Consider the following 15630-nt stretch of genomic DNA (forward strand, 5'->3'; position numbering starts at 1 on the left):
CTAAACTAAGTTTAGTGGACTAAGTCCGGAGCGGAATGATGCTGACCGTCAACATTCATGACGCCAAGACGAACCTGTCGAAGCTCATCGACAATGCGGTCAAGGGCGAGAGCTTCATCATCGCGAAGGCCGGCAAGCCGCTGGTGAAAGTGGTCGCGCTCGCGATGGCCGACGCTCCAAAGGCACGGGTTGGCTTTATGAAGGGTCAGATGTCGGTCCCGGCGGACTTCGATGAGTTCGGCCGTGACGAGATCGAAGGCCTCTTCTCGGGACGGTCATGAAGCTCCTGCTGGACACCCACCTCCTCCTTTGGGCGGCGGTGGGATCGGGCCTGTCTCAAGGCGCGGTGGCCCTGATCAGCGACCCCGAGAACGAGCCGTTGTTCAGCGCGGCGAGCATCTGGGAAATCGCCATCAAGGCCAGTCTGGGCCGACCGGATTTCGACCTGGATGCCGGGGTTTTCCGCAGGGCCTTACTTGAGAGCGGCTACGAGGAGCTGGCGATCACGGGGGCGCACGCCGCGGCCGTCGCGGCGCTTCCAGACCTGCACAAGGACCCCTTCGATCGTATCCTGGTGGCTCAGGCCGTCGTGGAAGGCGTCACGCTCCTGACGGCGGATCAGGCGGTGCTGGCGTATCCTGGGCCGATCCAGGCGGCCCCTTAGCGGAGCCCTGCTCCAGCAACAGCCGGAAATCGTGGATCGCCACTGCGGCCGGCGAGCTGCGTTGCCGCCAGATCAGCAGGGTCAGAGCGCCCAGCGTGGCGGCGATGAACGCCCAGGGGCCGAACAGCCAGGCCGCCGCCGCCAGAGCGAAGTAATAGCCGCGGACGCCCGAGTTGAACGATCCCAGCGCCGGATTCAGCATCCGGGCCAGCACGTCGCCATAGGCTTGGCGCTCGGCTTCAGGCAGCGGCTCGGGCGTCGCGCCCATGGCGGCCAGGCAGTAGTTCAGTTGGCGGATCGACCAGATGAAATCGAGCAGGCCGCGGGCCAGCGCCACCAGCACCAGCCCCAGCTGCATCTCGAACAGCAGGCGCGACGACGTGCGCACGATGTCCAGCGCCGAGACCGAGCGGAACGTCGAGTCGCCGCCGAACAGCGCGCCGGCCGCCGCTGCGATCAGCAGCAGGTTGGACGAGGCGAAGAACGAGGCCGAGTTCAGGGCATGGCCCAGCAGCTGGCTGTCCATCAGCCGCACCTCGCGCCCGGTCATGGTGCGCATCCAGGCCGTTCGGATCACGGTCATGTCGGTGTTGAGCAGGCCGCCGCGCCGCTGGCCGAACGCCGCCAGCAGTGGCTGGTAGAACACCCACGCCAGGACGAAGACGGTGAGCGCCAGAGCGTCGTAGGGGTGCACTCAGTCCTCGAGGATCAGGCTGTGCTTGCGGTTGTCGGGCAGGAAGAACACGACGACGAACGACAGCGCCATCAGCGCCGAGACATAGACGAAGAACCCCATCTCGGCCCCGGCCTGCTTGAAGGCAAGGGCGATCGGCTCGGCGGTGCCGCCGAAGGCGGCGGCGGCCAGGCCGTAGGGCAGGGCGACGCCCAGCGCGCGCACATTGGCGGGGAACAGCTCGGCCTTCACCACCGCGCTGACGGCGTTGTAGCCCGACATGAGGAACACCATCACCGACACGAGGGCGAAGGCGATCCACGGGCTGTCCTGGCCCGCGAGCGTGATCATCAGGGGATAGGAGAGCACGGCCCCGCCTCCGAACGCGATCCAGAGCGTCGCCTTGCGCCCCATGTGGTCGCTGATCCAGCCGAAGAACGGCAGCGCCAGGAGGTAGACCACCAGGGCTCCGGCGGTGATCGCCGTGGCCGTCGGCGCAGCGAAGCCGGCCGTCCCGGTGAGGAACTTCGGCATGTAGGTGGTGAACGCATAGAAGGCGAGCGAGCCGCCGGCGGTGAACAGGAAGATGATCAGCGTCTGCCGCGGATAGCGGGTGAACAGCATCATGGTCCGCGCGCGCTCCTCGCCGGCCGCCTGGGCGTTCTCGTAGCTGTGGCTCTCGTCCATCCGGCCGCGGATCCAGAACACCACCACCGCCATCGCCGCCCCGATGAAGAACGGGATGCGCCAGCCCCAGCTCTCGAGGTCGGCCTTGTCCATGGTGGTCTGCATCAGCGCCAGCAGGCCCAAGGCGATCAGCTGGCCCATGACCATCGTCACGAACTGGAAGCTGGACCAGAAGCCGCGACGGCGCTTGCCGGCCATCTCGGAGAGGTAAGTGGCGCTGGCGCCGTACTCGCCGCCCACGGACAGGCCCTGAAGGATGCGTGCGAGCACCAGCAGGATGGGGGCGGCGACCCCGATGGTCTCATAGCCGGGCAGGATGGCGATGATCAGAGAGCCGCCGCACATCAGGCTGACGGCGGCCGTCAGCGCGGTCTTGCGCCCGGCGCGGTCGGCGTAGAGGCCCATGAGCCAGGCGCCCAGGGGCCGGGCGAAGAAGCCCACCGCGAAGACCGCCATGGTCTTGAGGAGCCCGGCCAGTTCGTCCCCGCCCGGGAAGAAGTGGTTCGAGAAATAGACCGCGAAGGCCGAGTAGACGAACCAGTCGTACCACTCGACGAGGTTGCCGGCCGACCCGCCCAGGATCGCCTTGAAACGCTGGCCCGCCGTAACGCCAGGCGCCAAGACGGCCGCCGGAACTTGGGCGTCGGCCCCGGTTTCCGTTGCGGTCATGCATCCTCCCCATCCATCGTGGGCGGGATGCTAGGGGCGTTGTGCGCCTGCGCCTAGAGCGATCGACGGATCAGCGGACCCATCGACCGCGCCGAGCCTGCGGCAGGCAGAGTCAGATCCGACCGAGAAGAACCAGGATGATCACGATGACAAGCACCAGGCCGAGGCCCCCGCTCGGGAAGTAGCCCCAGTTGCGCGAGTGCCCCCACGTGGGCAGCGCGCCCAGCAGCAGCAGGATCAGGATGATGATCAGGATGGTCCCAAGGGACATGCAGGCGCTCCTCCACAGTCCCCCGACCGCGCAAGGCAACGCTCGCGCAGAGGTCGGGTTCCAGACGCATGGAGCCGGCGACCGCTAGTCGGCAACGTCGGCGGTGTGGAGTTTGGCGTCGCGGTCGGTGACCTGCAGGGAATACATCAGACCGATCCAGCCGCCCTTGATGCGGGGCAGGGCGCTGAGGGTCACCACGGTGAGGCCCGCCAGCAGAATCGGGAGGGAGACGTACGCCGGGCTCTCCCAGACGATCGGGAAGATCAACAGCGGCGCGATGATCAGGTGCCCGATCAGCAGGATCGTCAGGTAGGCCGGGCCGTCATCGGCGGGGTAGCGCTGGAGCGGGTGCTCGCAGGCGGCGCAATGCGGCTGGACTTTCAGGTAGCGGCCGTAGAGGCGGCCCTGGCCACAGGCCGGGCAATGGTGCGCCAAGCCGCGTCCGATGGATCGGAACAGGGGGTATGCGATTTCGGCCATGGCGGCCATATGCGCCCGATAGCGGCCGGAAGGAAGGCCGCGTGGCGCTTTGGCCGCAGGCTCAAGCGCTATTTCTTGGCGTTTTCAGCGGCGCCGGTGACGGCGCGGCCGGCGGCCTGGGCGTCGCGGCCGATGCCCGAGACGGTGTTGCACGCGGAAACCAGGAGTGCGGCGGCCGCCGCGGTCAGAACGATCAGCTCGCGCATGGCGAACCTCTTTGGGCGAAACCCATTCTGCGGTGACGCTTAGGTCTTATGCGCCGGCCTATGCCGTCAAGCTTGCGGCGGGATTGCGGCGTCGTGCCGGGACTGCCCGTGGGCGAACGGCGTTCCCATCCGCGGGCGCTTCCCGTGGCGCCGGCGCCTGTTCCAGAGGCGTTGGCTGCTCTTTCGCGGAGAACGCTGTCATCGCGGTGCAACATGGCTTGCGGTATGATTGCTGCAGTGCGAAGAGCCGGCGCGTGGCCCCTGGCCCATCCTGGAGCAGTCTGATGATCGAGTTGCGTACTTTCCCCGGTCTCTTCGTTGGCCGCCGCACTGTGCTCCAGGCCGATGAGGCGCCCCGCGACGGCGAAGGCTCGGCGTTCGCCTGCGGCGCCTGCGGCGAAGAGCTGCTTCGCGCCGACCGCAGCTTCCTGGCCGATGTGGTCGTGAAGTGCCGCTGCGGCGAGTTCAACCAGCTGTAGGCAGGCGTACTGCGCGATCAGCGAGCTGCGTCGCAGACCGCGGCGCCCCAAGGGCGCCGACTTTGCTTTCGCTCGCCCGATTTGACCCACCGGCCGGGCATAGGGTGACGCGCGACGCGGGGTGCGCGAGGTTTGCGCCCCATGAACGTCGCCCTCGGCCAGCTGGTGCTGGCCGTCCACATTATCGTCATCGCCTTCAACGTCGCGGGCCTTGTGGTCATTCCGCTGGGCGCGGCGCGGGGGTGGCGGTTCGTGCGCCTGCGCTGGCTGCGGCTGCTGCACCTGGGGTCGCTGGCGGTCGTCGCGGCGCAGGCGGCGCTGGGCCGGGCCTGCTTCCTCACCGACTGGCAGGCGGCGTTGACCAGCGAAGGCGCGCATGACCCGATGATCATGCGCTGGATCAACGGCGTCATCTACTGGCCGCTGCCGATGTGGGTGTTTTCTGGTCTGTACCTGGCCGTGTTCGCCTACGTGGTGGCGCTGTGGTGGTGGGCGCCACCGGAAGCGCGCATACTCCGCTGAACAATCGCCCTGGGGAGGACGAGATGGCGGCTACGACCCTGCGCCTGACGGCGGCGCTGTTGATGGCCACGGCCCTGGCCGGGGCGGCGGCGGCCGGTGACTACAAGGCTCCGCGCAACGGCTTCGGCCAGCCCGACTTCTCGGGCACCTGGACCAACGCTTCGGTGACCCAGCTGGAGCGTCCGGCCCAGTTCAAGGACCTGGTGATCTCGGAGGCCCAGGCCAGGGCCCTGGAGCAGGGCTATGCGCGGATGCGCTCGTCCGACGCGCGCGACACGGATCCCAACGCCCCCGCGCCCAAGGCGGGCCAGGACGTGGGCGGCTATAACGCCTTCTGGATCGACCCCGGCACACGGGTCGGCGAGATCGCTGGCGAGCGGCGCTCGTCCTGGATCGTCGAGCCGGCCGACGGCAAGCTGCCCTACAGCGCCGAAGGCCGGAAGAAATTCATGGCCGAGGTGACGAAAATCCAGACCAACTTCGACGGCCCCGAGGCGCGGCAGGTGGCCGAGCGCTGCCTGATGGGCTTCGGCTCGACGGCCGGGCCGCCGATGATGAACGTGCTCTACAACAACACCTACCAGATCCAGCAGGCCAAGGATCACGTGGTCATCGTGGTCGAAATGAACCACGACGCCCGGATCATCCGGCTGACCGACAAGACCCGGCCGCCGTCGCATGTCCGGCTCTGGATGGGCGACAGCGTGGGCCATTGGGAGGGCGACACCCTGGTGGTCGAGACCACCCACTTCAACCCGGGCGAACAACTGCGGCCGGGCATCCCGACCACCTTCTTCGTCTCGAAGGACGCCAAGGTGACCGAGCGCTTCACGCGGATCTCGGACACCCAGATCCGGTATGAGTTCACCGTCGACGATCCGTCGGTCTACACGCAGCCCTGGCGGGGCGAGATGCCGCTGAACACGGCCAAGGGTCCGGTCTATGAGTACGCCTGTCACGAGGGGAACTACGCCCTGCCCGGCATCCTGGGCGGCGCGCGCCAGGCCGAGCGGGAAGGCAAGACGCCCGAGAAGGTCGACGTCGGCGAGTAGGGCACAAACGGCTACTCGACTTCAGCGAGTAGTCCTTGCGATAACAATGTCGGGGGGGCGACGAAATGGCCATCCGGCGGCGCATATCGAGCGACACTGCGCTAATTCGATCTGTGGAAATCGCCTACTTCAGATCATTCTATAAGGTTGTATTCCAACCGACGAGGCGCATTAATGTTCTCTTCGGTGAGAATGACACCGGTAAATCAAATGTAATGCGGGCGTTGAATATTTTCTTTAACGGCCTTGTTGGAGATGGATACGAATTTGACTTCGACATAGATCTTTCTACGAAGCGTAGATCCGAGGCGGGCGGCGGCGGCGATGTGCGGAAGTTCGTCTACGTAAAAGTCGTGTTCAGAACGCCAGCAGCGCATCGTGACGCTTTAGGTGAAGAATTCTACGTTAAGAGAACCTGGAGTCAGACAACGGGGGTCGACTTCCGTCAAGAAATGTCTGGGCACATCGACACGCCTGGAAAACAACAGTCTCTGACTAAATTTCCGAGCAAAATTAAATTTAAATACATTCCAGCCGTAAAAGACAGGGACGTATACGAGAAGTTTCTCATAGATACTTACAACGCAATTTCTCAGGCAGACGCGTTCTCGAGTGCATTGGCTGCATTTACCGAAGAGATACGAAACCAGACAGGAGATTTGTCCGAGAGACTTGGTAAGTCTCTTGGCATGACGAGCGCGCTCGCTCCTCCAACTGACCTTGCTGATCTCTTTGGTTCTCTGGACTTTGAGACGCTAATCGCTGGTGGTTCGACAATGTCGCTGCTGCGCCAGCGTGGCGACGGCGTGCAGGCGCGCCACATTCCCGAACTCATGGCGTTCGCAGCCGAGAAGGACACGCGGTCGTTTCACATATGGGGGATCGAAGAGCCTGAGAATTCGCTGAGTATGAATTCAGCCATGAGTGCGGCAAAGCGCCTGCGCGCATTAGCATCTGATCCTAAGGTGCAGGTGTTCATTACAACGCATAGCCCAGCTTTCTATTCTCTCGATGGCGCCGATGTTGCCAAGTTCTTCTTGAGGCGGCAGGGCGAGGAGGTTGCAGTCCTAGACGGCACGTCGTCTGACACGCTCGCACTCATGAACTTCATGGGGGATGATTTTTACTTGCCGCTCGTCGCTGAGGGGCTACGGGAGGCCGAGCAGCGAGCCGCCACGTTAGGCGCATCTGTGGCCGCGCTGGAGAGGCGCATTGTCGAGGCACAACGACCAATTCTTTTCGTAGAGGGACCGAGTGAGGTGGTCATCCTAGAGGAGTTGGCTCGGCTAGCGGGGATGGGTGACCTGTTCGATCTCGTTAGCCTGGATGGAACGAGCCACGCCGAACGGCTTTCCTCGATCACCCAACCTTTGCTAGCCAAGCTATTGGCGGGTCGGCGCGGATTTGTTTTGCTGGACTCCGACAAGGCCGGTCGAGACGCGCTACCCAAAAACGTCGATCGCTCCGCCGTTTCGCAACGATGGATCAAGTCGAGCAACGACATTTACTGGAGGACGCTGCCTCCAACTGCCGAGGCGCGAGCGGCGTTCGCTGCGGCTGGCGTTCAGGACGTGTCCGGGGTCGGGGCAAGCCTGGAGGACTGCTTTCCTGCGGCGACAAAGGTGCGCGCTATGCATGCTCGTGCTCTTGCTCTCGGACAACCAAGAGATTTCATGCGCACGCGGGCTGACTTGTTCGCAGTCGGTGATGCTCTCCAGCACCACGACCACCAATTCTACACTAGACAGATCGAGCAGGGCACAAAGGTCCGCTTCGCCCGCTGGTTGGTTCAGAATGGTCACGCAAACTGCGATACGCTCGCTCGCATCTTAGCCGAAATGAGGGCTTTGTTGTCTTAGTAGGCTAGCCGATGTCGGCGAGGCCGCGGGCCAGGGTCGCCTTGAGGATTTCGTCGGCCAGGGGGTGGTCGTCGGGGACGCCGCGAGACAGCATCAGGCCGCCGACCATCTGGCACAGCAGGACCGTGGCGCGGGCGCGGGCGTCGGGTCCGCCGATCTGATCGGCGAAGCTTTCGATCATGCCTTCGAGACCGTCGGCGAAGACCGCGCGCACGGGCGCGGGCTGGCGCCCCACGTCGCCGGCCAGCGCTGCGGCGGGGCAGCTTTTCCCCGGCGCCTGCCGAGCGGCCCGGGAGAGATAGCCCCTGAGCATCTCGGCCATATCGGCCGCCCTGGCGCGGACGGCGGCCATGTCGTCGAAGGCGCGGCCCAGCGCTTCGGCCGACAGCGCCTCCTTGGTCGGGAAGTGGTTGTAGAAGCCGCCGTGGGTGAAGCCCGCCGCGCGCATCAGGTCGGCCACGGCCACGCCGTCGAAACCCCGCTCGCGGAACAGGCTTGAGGCCGCCTCAACCACCCGCTCGCGGTTCTCCGCCGCCTGTTCCTTGCTGATCCGCATCGGCTCCGTCCGGCTGTTATGCGTACGGCCATCATTATTGCCGTTGACAGGCATCCTGTCCATTATGATGATGATCATCATCAAATTCAGGAAGGGAACGGCGATGCCGCTCTGGAAAATCTATCACCCGGTCGACGCCTTCACGGCCGACGAGAAGCAGCAACTCTCGGAGCGGATCACGGCCCTCTACTCGCGCCTGCCCAAGTTCTATGTTGGCGTGGTGTTCCAGGAGGTCGCCGCCGACTCGTTCTTCGTGGGCGGCCAGCCGGCGACCAACTTCGTACGCATCTGGGTGGACCACATCGCCCGCACGCTGCCGACCGCCGAGGCGCGTACCTGGTGGATCGGCCAGTGCGACGAGGCGTTGGCGCCCTTCGTCCGCGACAAGGGTTTCGACTGGGAGTTCCACATCGACGAGACGTCGTTCGAGCTGTGGTCGATCCAGGGCATACGGCCGCCGATGGCGGGCACCGAGGATGAGAAGCGCTGGATCGCCGAGAACCGGCCAACGCCGCTGACGGGGCGCTGATGTCCACGGATCGGAGGGCGCCGGCCCTCCGGTGACGGTTTGCCGTCGAGGGCTCGCCGCGTTGAGCGTTGTGCCGCCAGACTTCCGCGCGCCCCGCCGCGCCGTCTTCGCCCGGCCTCGGTCATGATCGCCCACGGCTCAGGATTTCCCTGGGCGATGGCAAGTTTTCCATGCGATCTCGGCCGGTCCCGGCGCTGACCCTTCGACTTTGACCGAATCCGTGCCAAATATCGGCAGATCGCGTGAAGTACCTGGAATGCCGATGAAAGCACCTAGTCTATAAAACGATATCCGGATTTCATATTCCGCGATCTGAAGCACGCTTCGCAGGCCGGGCAGTAACTTCGTGATTACACACCGTAGTCCTGGCGAAGTCGGTCGCTCGTACCTATGTGATGGGATAGCGTCGCGCTCGACTTGCGGCGCATTGCGAAGGAGCCTGCGTGACCCAGCATCCCATTCGGTCCGAAGAATACCGCGCCCGCGCCTCCGCGGAGGTTGCGGCCGGGTCCGTGACCCCGTTGGCGCAGGTTCGCGCCAAGCACGAGGAGGCCGCTCGCGTCTGGACCGCCCTCGCCGAGCAGGAAGAGGCCCGCGCGGCGGACCGCGCCGCGCGCTTCGCGAAAGCCACGGCCGCCTGATCTGAGGACGACTTGCTCCCAGCCCAGGAGTCGGAAACCCTGAGGGCCGGGTGGCCAGGGAGGGTTCCGCATGGGTTGGAGAGCCGCGCTGGTGGCCGGCGTCGCCCTGGCCATGGCCGGGATCGCCGCTGCCCACGCCGGGCCGCAGTACGTCCATGCCGGCCGCCTGGTGGACGTGGTCCGCGGAGACGTTCAGTCCGACCGGCTGCTGACGATTGTCGACGGACGTATCGCCGCGATCGGCCCCTGGACAGGCCCGCCCGCCGGCGGTCCCACCCTCGACTGGTCTCGCTACACCGTCCTGCCCGGCCTGATCGACCTGCACACCCATGTGGCGGACGGCTTCGGCCAATCCAACGACCCGGCCGAACCCTTGAAGCACGGACCTGCCGAGACCGCGCTCAAGGGCGCTGAGACGGCGCGCGTCATGCTGCGCTCAGGCTTCACCACCGTGCGGGACGTGGGCGCCTACCGGGGCCTGTCGGACGTCGCCCTGCGCGACGCCATCGCCCGGGGATGGGTCGACGGACCGCGGATCATCGTGGCGGGCGGCTACATCACCACGCCGGGCGGCGGCGGGGCGGTGACGGGCCTCAAGCCGGGCGAGGTCGCGCCGCCGGAGTTCCGCATGGGCGAGGTGCGCGGCCCGGCCCAGGCGCGCGCCGCCGTGCGCCGGCTGATCGGCGGCGGGGCCGATTTCATCAAGATCATCGCCACCGGCGCGGTGCTGGCTGTGGGCAGCGAGCCCGGCGCGCTGGAACTGACCGAGGCCGAGATCAAGGCCGCCTGCGATGAGGCGGGGGCGCTGGGGAGATACTGCATCGCCCACGCCCACGGCGCCGAGGGCGTGAAGGCCGCGATCCGCGCCGGCGCGCGCACCATCGAGCACGCCAGCCTGATCGACGACGAGGGGATCGCGCTGGCCAAGGCGCGCGGCGTCTGGCTCGACATGGACATCTACAACGGCGACTGGATCGAGGAATTCGGCACGAAGGAAGGCTGGCCGGCCGAATACCTGCGCAAGAACCGCGAGACCACCGACGTCCAGCGCGAGGGCTTCCGGAAGGCCGTGGCGGCCGGCGTGAAGCTCAGCTTCGGCACGGATGCCGGGGTCTATCCCTATGGCCTGGGGGCGCGGCAGTTCGCCTACATGGTGCGCTACGGCATGACCCCGGCCCAGGCGATCCGGGCGGCCACTGTGGAGTCGGCCGCGGCGCTGGGGATGGAACGCGACCTGGGCCAGGCCGCGCCGGGCTTCGCCGCCGACCTCGTCGCGGTGGACGGCGATCCGCTGGCCGACGTGCGCGTGCTGGAGCGCGTGGCCGGGGTGTTGAAGGGCGGCCGCCTGGTGGCGCCCTAAGGACCGGCCGTCAGACCTTGCGGACGAACTCGGCCCGCAGGACGAGGCCTTTGATGCTTTCGTGCCGGCAGTCGATCTCCTGCGGATCGCCGGTCAGCCGGATGGACCGGATCACCGTGCCGCGCTTCAGCGTCATGCCCGCGCCCTTGACCGGCAGATCCTTGACCAGGGTGACCTTGTCGCCATCCGCCAGCAGATTGCCGACGGCGTCCCGCACCTCGACCTGCGAGGCGGCCGCGGCCTGGGTAGCGGCCTGGGCCGCGCTGATCCACTCGCCGGTGGCCTCGTCGTAGACGAATTCGTCTTCGGGCATGATCTCAGTCCGCGTCCATCTTCAGGGCGGCGATGAACGCCTCCTGCGGGATCTCGACGTTGCCGTACTGGCGCATGCGCTTCTTGCCGGCCTTCTGCTTGTCGAGCAGCTTGCGCTTGCGGCTGGCGTCGCCGCCGTAGCACTTGGCCGTCACGTCCTTGCGGAGCGCTCGGACGGTCTCCCGGGCGATGATCCGGCCGCCGATGGCCGCCTGGATCGGGATCTGGAACATGTGCGGATTGATGAGCTCCTTCATCTTCTCCACCATGCCGCGGCCTCTCGCCTCGGCGCGGTCGCGGTGGACCAGCATCGAGAGCGCGTCCACGGGCTCGGAGTTGACGAGGATCGACATCTTCACGAGGTCGCCGACCCGGTACTCCTCAATGGAGTAGTCGAAGCTGGCGTAGCCCTTCGAGATCGACTTCAGGCGGTCGTAGAAATCGAAGACCACCTCGTTCAGCGGCAGGTCGTAGACCACCATGGCGCGGCTACCGACGTAGCTGAGCTCGCGCTGCTGGCCGCGACGGTCCTGGCACAGCTTGATGATCGGGCCGAGGTAGTCGTCTGGCGTGAAAATGGTGGCCTTGATCCAGGGCTCGGCGATGTCGGCGATCTTCACCGGGTCGGGCAGATCGGCCGGATTGTGCAGCTCGATCTCGTCGCCGTTGGTCAGCTTGACCTTGTAGACCACCGAAGGCGCCGTCGCGATCAGATCGAGGTCGAACTCGCGGCTAAGGCGCTCCTGGATGATCTCGAGGTGCAGCAGCCCCAGGAACCCGCAGCGGAAGCCGAAGCCCAGGGCGGCGCTGGTCTCCATCTCGTAGGTGAAGGAGGCGTCGTTCAGGCGCAGGCGACCGATCGCGGCCCGCAGGTCTTCGAACTTGGAGGCATCCACCGGGAAGAGGCCGCAGAACACCACCGACTGGACTTCGCGGAAGCCGGGCAGGGGCGTGTCGGCGGGCTTGCGCTCGTCTGTGATGGTGTCGCCGACGGCGGCGTGGGCCACTTCCTTGATCTGGGCGGTGATGAACCCGATCTCGCCCGGGCCCAGTTCCTCGACCTCGGTGCGCTTGGGGCGGAAGTAGCCGATGCGATCGATCAGGTGGGACGAGCCCTGCTGCATCATGCGGATGCGCTGGCCGGCCTTCAGCACGCCGTCGATCACGCGCACCAGCACCACGACGCCGAGGTAGGGGTCGTACCAGGCGTCGACCAGCAGCGCCTTCAGCGGCGCGTCGCGGTCGCCCTTGGGCGGCGGCAGGCGATGGACCACGGCCTCCAGCACATCGTGGATGCCCAGGCCCGACTTGGCTGAGCACTCGACGGCGTCCGAGGCGTCCAGGCCGATGACGTCCTCGATCTGCTGGCGCACCCGGTCGGGCTCGGCGGCCGGCAGGTCGATCTTGTTCAGGACCGGGACGATCTCGTGGTTGTTGTCGATGGCCTGGTAGACGTTGGCCAGCGTCTGGGCTTCGACGCCCTGGCTGGCGTCGACCACGAGGATCGAGCCCTCGCAGGCCGCCAGGCTGCGGCTGACCTCATAGGCGAAGTCCACGTGCCCGGGTGTGTCCATCAGGTTGAGGATGTAGGTCTCGCCGTCGTCGGCCTTGTATTCGAGCCGAACGGTCTGGGCCTTGATGGTGATCCCGCGTTCGCGTTCGATCTCCATGTTGTCGAGCACCTGCTCGGACATCTCGCGGGCCGTCAGCGCGCCGGTCTCCTGGATCAGGCGGTCGGACAGCGTGGACTTGCCGTGGTCGATGTGCGCGACGATCGAGAAGTTGCGGATATGGGACAGAGGCGTGGTCATCTTGCGCGCCCCTCTACCACATTCGCAGGCGCAACAAAGGCGGCCCCTTGTCTCGTGGGTCTGACACGCCCTCGGGTCCGAACGTGGTTAATCCACCGTTAAGGCGGACTCGGCCATCCAGAACGCCTGGGCGGGACATGATTCTGACTTAGCTGGAGGCGAAAGACGCGCCCATGGATCGTCGCAAACTGATTGTTTCGGGCCTGGTGACACTGAGCGCGCCGTCGCTCGCCCCCCGTCTGGCCAAGGCGCAGACCGTGTCGTCGCAGCCGCTGCCGCCGGCCCAGGCGCCGCCGCCTCCGAATTCCACGCCTAGCTATCCGTCGGCCGGTCCGTCAGGCGCGCCCGCGGGCGAGGCCGGCACCTACAGCCAGGACGAGATCGTCCGGAACGTCTCGGACTTCCTGGGCGTGACCGCCGAGGCGGCGGGCGCCGCGGTCGAGCGGCTGTTCGCCAAGAACGGCCGGCCCACGGCCTACATCGCCGGCGAGGAGGGCTCGGGCTCGTTCGTGCTCGGGCTGCGGTACGGCCGTGGCCTGATGTACATGAAGGACAGGACCCCGATGGAGGTCTTCTGGCAGGGCCCGTCGGTCGGCTGGGACTGGGGCGGCAACGCCAGCCGCGTCTTCACCCTCTGCTACAACCTGCATGTGCCCGAAGCGATCTTCCAGCGCTTCCCGGGCGTCGAGGGCACCGCCTACCTCGTGGGCGGCCTGGGCGTGAACTACCAGCGCGCCGAGGATGTCACCCTGGCCCCCATCCGCGCCGGCGTCGGCCTGCGCCTGGGCGCCAACGTGGGCTACCTGGCCTATACCCGGAAGCGGAGCGTCATTCCGTTCTAGCGCTCGCCGGGGACGTCACGACTTCTCGGTCTTGCTGGCCAGCCAATCCATGAGGGCGAGCAGAACTCCGGACACCACGAACACCAGATGGATCCCGACCAGCCACGCCAGGTGGCGGTCGGAGATGTCCTGGCCTTCCGCCAGTTCCATGAACGCCTTCAGCAGCGCGATGGCGCTGATCGCGACGATCGACGCCACCAGCTTCAGCTTGAGGCCGGAAAAATCCACGGTGCCCATCCACCCCGGACGATCCTCATCGTCCCCGGTGTCGATCTTGGACACGAAGTTCTCGTAGCCCGAGAAGATCACGATCAGCAGCAGGTTGCCGGCGAGCGACAGGTCGATGAGGGTCAAGGCCATCAGGATGGCCGCTTCCGGCGACATATCTCCCAGGTGCGAGAGGTCCTTGATCGCCGCCTGGACGAAAACGAAGAACAGCGCGGCCAGCGCGAACACGAGGCCCACGTAGAACGGCGCCATCAGCCAGCGGGCCCGGAAGAGCCAGAGCTCCAGGAAGAGCTCCGCCGACGGTTTGCGTTTCGCCGCGCGGGGGGACGGTTCGAGCTTGTCCATGGGCCTACCTGATCGCGCTTGAGCCGCGTGCGCAAGGCGGACGGCGGCCTGCCCTTGGGAGAGCTTACCGGTCGTCCAGAGACGCCCCGACCCGCTGCGTCTCCGTGTCGAACAGCCCGCGCCCCGGGACGTGGTTGAGCTCCAGGCGGACGCCGTCGGGGTCTTCGAACAGCACGGCGTAGTAGCCGGGCGCCCACGGCTCGTCCTGCGGCGGGTGGACGATCTTCGCCCCGATCGACTGCAGGAACGCGTAGAGCGCGTCTACGTCGGCCTTCTCGCGGGCGCGCCAGCAGTGGTGGTGCAGGCCCACCCGGAACTGCACGAACCGGGCGCCGGCATGCTCGGGATCGGGCCGGCGGATGCCGAAGCCGGTGCGGCCGCCGACGCAGTAGTAGGTGTCGACGCTGTCGGCCACCTCGCGCATGCCCAGGAACGGCAACAGCTGCCGGTAGAAGGCGACCGACCGCTCGAAATCGCCCGCGGTGATGAAGGTATGCGCGACGCCGTTGACTTCCATGGTCGCGATTGGGCCAGCCTGACGCCCGCGGAAGTCAACGGCGCGAAGCGCGTCAGGCCGCGTAGAGGGTGCGTCGGCGGCGGCAGGCGGCGCCCGCCAGGCCGAAGCCCAGGATCATCATCGCCCAGGTCGACGGTTCCGGGACGGCGGCGGTCGACGGAACGGTGCGCAGCTGGAAAGCCGACAGCAGCTGGTAGCGGGTCACGCCCTCTGTCCGGATCGCGTACTCGGTGACGCCGTCGGCGTCGAACTCCACCTTCACCCACTGCGGCATCGTGCGGCCCGGGTAGCTGGGGCCGCCCGCCAGAGCCCCGCCGGCCTGGACCGGCGCCGAGAACACGCCGTTGAGCGAGAAGGCGGTCGCCCAGTTTGCGTCCCACTGCGGCAGGAACAGCTGCATCATGTACTTCCCGGCCGCGAGCGTTCCGAGCTGCAGCTCGACCTGTGTGGGCAGGACGAAGTAGGCCGTCGACGCCACCAGGGTGCGGTACTCCGGATCCCAGTCCGACGAGAACTGTCCGTAGTTGGACAACACGCCGTAGTTCCCCGTGTTCGGGACGCCGAGCCCGGTGTTCTGGAACGTCACGCCGTTGACGGTCGTCGTGGCGCCGAAGGTCCCCGCGTCGAGCAGATCGCCCGTGTTGATCACGTCGCTGCTCTTGCCGGTGCTGTCCACCGGGGCGAACCAGGTGATGGCCGCCGCGGCGGGTCCTGCGCTCAGCAAGGCGCTCGCGGCCAGGCCCGCGAAACCCATGCGAAGCTTCGCCGAAGCCAGTGAAGTTTCCAAAGCACACCCTCCTCGAAACGAGGGGCTCAGGTAGTGCGCTCAGGCCGCGGCCATCAATTGGACTCCGGTCGTATGCGGGTCATACGACCTCGCCGCCTGGCGGGGTTCGACCAGGCGTCGGGCGGCAGGTCGCGAGGCGG

21 protein-coding genes are annotated in these 15630 nt (G+C 66.5%); 10 read left to right on the forward strand and 11 right to left on the reverse strand.

The window, feature by feature from the left end; translation table 11 throughout:
* Positions 1-38: 38 nt before the first annotated feature.
* Entirely contained in the window at positions 39-281 is a 243-nt protein-coding gene (locus ACQ66R_RS16165) for a type II toxin-antitoxin system Phd/YefM family antitoxin (protein ID WP_430423695.1), read from the forward strand.
* Positions 278-664, forward strand: coding sequence for a type II toxin-antitoxin system VapC family toxin (locus ACQ66R_RS16170; protein WP_430423697.1), 387 nt, complete (start codon positions 278-280; stop codon positions 662-664). Before ACQ66R_RS16165 ends, ACQ66R_RS16170 begins: the two co-directional genes overlap by 4 nt.
* Here ACQ66R_RS16170 and ACQ66R_RS16175 read toward each other — a convergent pair.
* The 5 genes from ACQ66R_RS16175 to ACQ66R_RS16195 form a co-directional block, all read right to left on the reverse strand.
* Complete coding sequence (locus tag ACQ66R_RS16175; RefSeq protein ID WP_430423699.1) at positions 600-1358, reverse strand: DUF599 domain-containing protein; 759 nt, start codon at positions 1356-1358, stop codon at positions 600-602. The two genes, ACQ66R_RS16170 and ACQ66R_RS16175, sit on opposite strands and share 65 nt — an antisense overlap.
* Positions 1359-2693 (reverse strand): MFS transporter, encoded by a 1335-nt coding sequence (locus ACQ66R_RS16180; protein WP_430423700.1) that lies wholly within the window; start codon positions 2691-2693, stop codon positions 1359-1361. It abuts the gene before it with no gap.
* A gap of 112 nt (positions 2694-2805) precedes the next feature.
* Entirely contained in the window at positions 2806-2964 is a 159-nt protein-coding gene (locus tag ACQ66R_RS16185; RefSeq protein ID WP_430423702.1) for a DUF3309 family protein, read from the reverse strand.
* Positions 2965-3048: 84 nt separating this feature from the next.
* The gene (locus ACQ66R_RS16190; protein WP_430423704.1) at positions 3049-3444 is read right to left on the reverse strand and encodes a DUF983 domain-containing protein; all 396 of its coding nucleotides are present in this window, start codon (positions 3442-3444) and stop codon (positions 3049-3051) included.
* 68 nt (positions 3445-3512) lie between these two features.
* Positions 3513-3650, reverse strand: coding sequence for an entericidin A/B family lipoprotein (locus ACQ66R_RS16195; RefSeq protein WP_430423706.1), 138 nt, complete (start codon positions 3648-3650; stop codon positions 3513-3515).
* 284 nt (positions 3651-3934) lie between these two features.
* Here ACQ66R_RS16195 and ACQ66R_RS16200 point away from each other — a divergent pair, with 284 nt between their 5' ends.
* From ACQ66R_RS16200 to ACQ66R_RS16215, 4 genes are all read left to right on the forward strand, one after another.
* Positions 3935-4129 carry a hypothetical protein gene (locus ACQ66R_RS16200; protein ID WP_430423708.1) on the forward strand — a complete coding sequence of 65 codons (195 nt, stop codon included), beginning with the start codon at positions 3935-3937 and terminating at the stop codon, positions 4127-4129.
* A gap of 141 nt (positions 4130-4270) precedes the next feature.
* Positions 4271-4651 carry a DUF2784 family protein gene (locus ACQ66R_RS16205; RefSeq protein WP_430423710.1) on the forward strand — a complete coding sequence of 127 codons (381 nt, stop codon included), beginning with the start codon at positions 4271-4273 and terminating at the stop codon, positions 4649-4651.
* Positions 4652-4674: 23 nt separating this feature from the next.
* Entirely contained in the window at positions 4675-5703 is a 1029-nt protein-coding gene (locus tag ACQ66R_RS16210; RefSeq protein WP_430423711.1) for a hypothetical protein, read from the forward strand.
* 65 nt (positions 5704-5768) lie between these two features.
* The gene (locus ACQ66R_RS16215; protein WP_430423713.1) at positions 5769-7562 is read left to right on the forward strand and encodes an ATP-dependent nuclease; all 1794 of its coding nucleotides are present in this window, start codon (positions 5769-5771) and stop codon (positions 7560-7562) included.
* A gap of 4 nt (positions 7563-7566) precedes the next feature.
* Here ACQ66R_RS16215 and ACQ66R_RS16220 read toward each other — a convergent pair whose 3' ends face one another.
* Positions 7567-8118, reverse strand: coding sequence for a TetR/AcrR family transcriptional regulator (locus ACQ66R_RS16220; RefSeq protein WP_430423715.1), 552 nt, complete (start codon positions 8116-8118; stop codon positions 7567-7569).
* Between the two features lie 103 nt (positions 8119-8221).
* Here ACQ66R_RS16220 and ACQ66R_RS16225 point away from each other — a divergent pair, with 103 nt between their 5' ends.
* From ACQ66R_RS16225 to ACQ66R_RS16235, 3 genes are all read left to right on the forward strand, one after another.
* Positions 8222-8647 (forward strand): tautomerase family protein, encoded by a 426-nt coding sequence (locus ACQ66R_RS16225; protein ID WP_430423717.1) that lies wholly within the window; start codon positions 8222-8224, stop codon positions 8645-8647.
* Positions 8648-9159: 512 nt separating this feature from the next.
* A complete protein-coding gene (locus ACQ66R_RS16230; RefSeq protein ID WP_430423718.1) occupies positions 9160-9288 on the forward strand; it encodes a hypothetical protein in 129 nt (42 codons plus the stop codon).
* Positions 9289-9358: 70 nt separating this feature from the next.
* Positions 9359-10648: an amidohydrolase family protein gene (locus ACQ66R_RS16235; protein ID WP_430423720.1), complete on the forward strand. Its 1290-nt coding sequence runs from the start codon at positions 9359-9361 to the stop codon at positions 10646-10648.
* Positions 10649-10658: 10 nt separating this feature from the next.
* Here ACQ66R_RS16235 and ACQ66R_RS16240 read toward each other — a convergent pair whose 3' ends face one another.
* Positions 10659-10865, reverse strand: coding sequence for an alkylphosphonate utilization protein (locus ACQ66R_RS16240; RefSeq protein WP_430426332.1), 207 nt, complete (start codon positions 10863-10865; stop codon positions 10659-10661).
* A 100-nt stretch (positions 10866-10965) separates the two neighbouring features.
* Positions 10966-12771: a translation elongation factor 4 gene (lepA, locus tag ACQ66R_RS16245; RefSeq protein WP_430423722.1), complete on the reverse strand. Its 1806-nt coding sequence runs from the start codon at positions 12769-12771 to the stop codon at positions 10966-10968.
* A gap of 173 nt (positions 12772-12944) precedes the next feature.
* On the opposite strand from lepA, the gene ACQ66R_RS16250 reads away from it, so the two are divergent.
* Positions 12945-13613: a DUF1134 domain-containing protein gene (locus ACQ66R_RS16250; RefSeq protein ID WP_430423724.1), complete on the forward strand. Its 669-nt coding sequence runs from the start codon at positions 12945-12947 to the stop codon at positions 13611-13613.
* 15 nt (positions 13614-13628) lie between these two features.
* Here ACQ66R_RS16250 and ACQ66R_RS16255 read toward each other — a convergent pair whose 3' ends face one another.
* From ACQ66R_RS16255 to ACQ66R_RS16265, 3 genes are all read right to left on the reverse strand, one after another.
* Positions 13629-14186, reverse strand: coding sequence for a TIGR00645 family protein (locus ACQ66R_RS16255; RefSeq protein WP_430423726.1), 558 nt, complete (start codon positions 14184-14186; stop codon positions 13629-13631).
* Between the two features lie 64 nt (positions 14187-14250).
* Positions 14251-14703 carry a VOC family protein gene (locus ACQ66R_RS16260; protein ID WP_430423728.1) on the reverse strand — a complete coding sequence of 151 codons (453 nt, stop codon included), beginning with the start codon at positions 14701-14703 and terminating at the stop codon, positions 14251-14253.
* A 52-nt stretch (positions 14704-14755) separates the two neighbouring features.
* Positions 14756-15457: a PEPxxWA-CTERM sorting domain-containing protein gene (locus tag ACQ66R_RS16265; RefSeq protein WP_430423730.1), complete on the reverse strand. Its 702-nt coding sequence runs from the start codon at positions 15455-15457 to the stop codon at positions 14756-14758.
* Positions 15458-15630 lie beyond the last annotated feature (173 nt).

It is taken from the genome of Phenylobacterium sp. (genome assembly GCF_965284355.1).
Taxonomy (GTDB): Bacteria; Pseudomonadota; Alphaproteobacteria; order Caulobacterales; family Caulobacteraceae; genus Phenylobacterium.